Raw genomic sequence first — 1336 nt, 5'->3', positions numbered from 1 at the left:
GTCGGCGCCGCCGACTTCCTCATCAAGCCCTTCGACCCCTGGCTCCTGCGCACCAAGGTCAACGTCTTCCTCGACCTCTACCGCAAGAACCATCAACTCGCCTCCCAAGCCGACCAGTTGAAACGCCTGCTGACCGGCCCCACCCCCATGGAGAGCCCGGCGACGCCCGCCGAACCCCACGGCCCCGCCCACGCCCCGCACGCACCCGAGGACGCTCCGGCACCGGCACCGGCACCCCCCGTCGGCGACGAGGCCCTCTCCGACATCGCCAGCCGCCTCGTCCAGATCGAACTGCTGCTCCGCGACGCCCGTGACATCGAATCCGCCGGCCTCGCCGACCGCATCGCCGCCCTCGAACAGTCCGTGGAGCGCCTGATGGCCGGCCGGGAGGCGTAGGCCCGGCACCCGCCTCCGACTACTCGCCGGTGACGCCGTCGGCAAGCTCCCGGACGACGTCGAGCTGCCCGACGTGCCGCGCGTACTCCTGGAGCAGATGGAACAGCACCCAGATCAGCGTCGGCCGCTCCTCCTCAGACGGGACCCGGCCCCCCAGCGTGGCCATCCGGTCCTCCAGCCGCGCGCCGGCGACGATCGCGCGGGACCGCTCGCACTGGGCGCGGAAGAACGCCGTCACCTCCTCGACGGTCTCACCCGCCTCGACACGCCATCTGCCGCCACGGGCCTCCATGTCGCCCCACGGCTGTTCGACCTGCTGCCCGGCGAAGCCCCACTGCAACCAGCGCAGCTCCACATAGGCCAGATGCTTCAACAGCTCCAGCGGCGCCCAGCCGGACGGCAGCCGGCTGCCCCGCAGTTCCTCGTCGGTCAGGCCGGCCAGCTTGCGCAGCACGGCGTCACGGTAGAAATCCAGATAGCCCGCCAACAACTCGGCCGGGCTGGTGAGCGTGACATCGGGCTCTGCCGGGGGATCGGCTTCAGCGGTCATGGCAGGTGATGTTAGGGGCAGCCGATGCCGGGCGGGGCCGGGCCGACGCGGCCAGCGCGGCTAGGCGTACAGCGGCAGATCCCCCGTCGAGATCGTCCACTCCCCGATCGTCACGTCCTCGCCGTAGACGAAGTCCTTGCGGACGGCGTACCGCGGGCCGTCCGGGGTGGAGTGGATGTCGGTGAAGACGGCGCCGCTGCCGGTACGGGGATCGAAGATCGCGTAGATCGGGATGCCCATCAGGGGGTAGTCGCGGACCTTGCCCACCCAGTCGTTGTCGGGGTTGGAGCGGGAGACGACTTCGATGGCGGCGACGGCCGTACGCGGGTCGGCGGAGCCTTGAACGCCGAGATCGGTCCAGGCGATCACCGTGACGTCCGGGTGTCGCAG

General features: G+C 70.8%; 2 protein-coding genes and 1 pseudogene. 1 reads left to right on the top strand and 2 read right to left on the bottom strand.

Translation table 11 applies throughout. The annotated features are described in order from the left end of the window. Positions 1-396, top strand: a pseudogene (locus AB0I03_RS26650) (response regulator); the annotation flags it as partial. Between the two features lie 19 nt (positions 397-415). On the opposite strand, the gene AB0I03_RS26645 reads toward AB0I03_RS26650, so the two are convergent. Further along, positions 416-946: a DinB family protein gene (locus AB0I03_RS26645; RefSeq protein ID WP_360417371.1), complete on the bottom strand. Its 531-nt coding sequence runs from the start codon at positions 944-946 to the stop codon at positions 416-418. 60 nt (positions 947-1006) lie between these two features. Continuing rightward, on the bottom strand, positions 1007-1336 hold a 330-nt coding region (locus tag AB0I03_RS26640), incomplete at its 5' end, for a Uma2 family endonuclease (protein WP_360417369.1).

This window comes from Glycomyces sp. NPDC021274 (genome assembly GCF_040641195.1).
Classification (GTDB): domain Bacteria; phylum Actinomycetota; class Actinomycetes; order Mycobacteriales; family Micromonosporaceae; genus Glycomyces.
The sequence above is the reverse complement of the archived record's forward strand: the minus strand, read 5'-3'. Positions and strand labels throughout refer to the sequence as shown.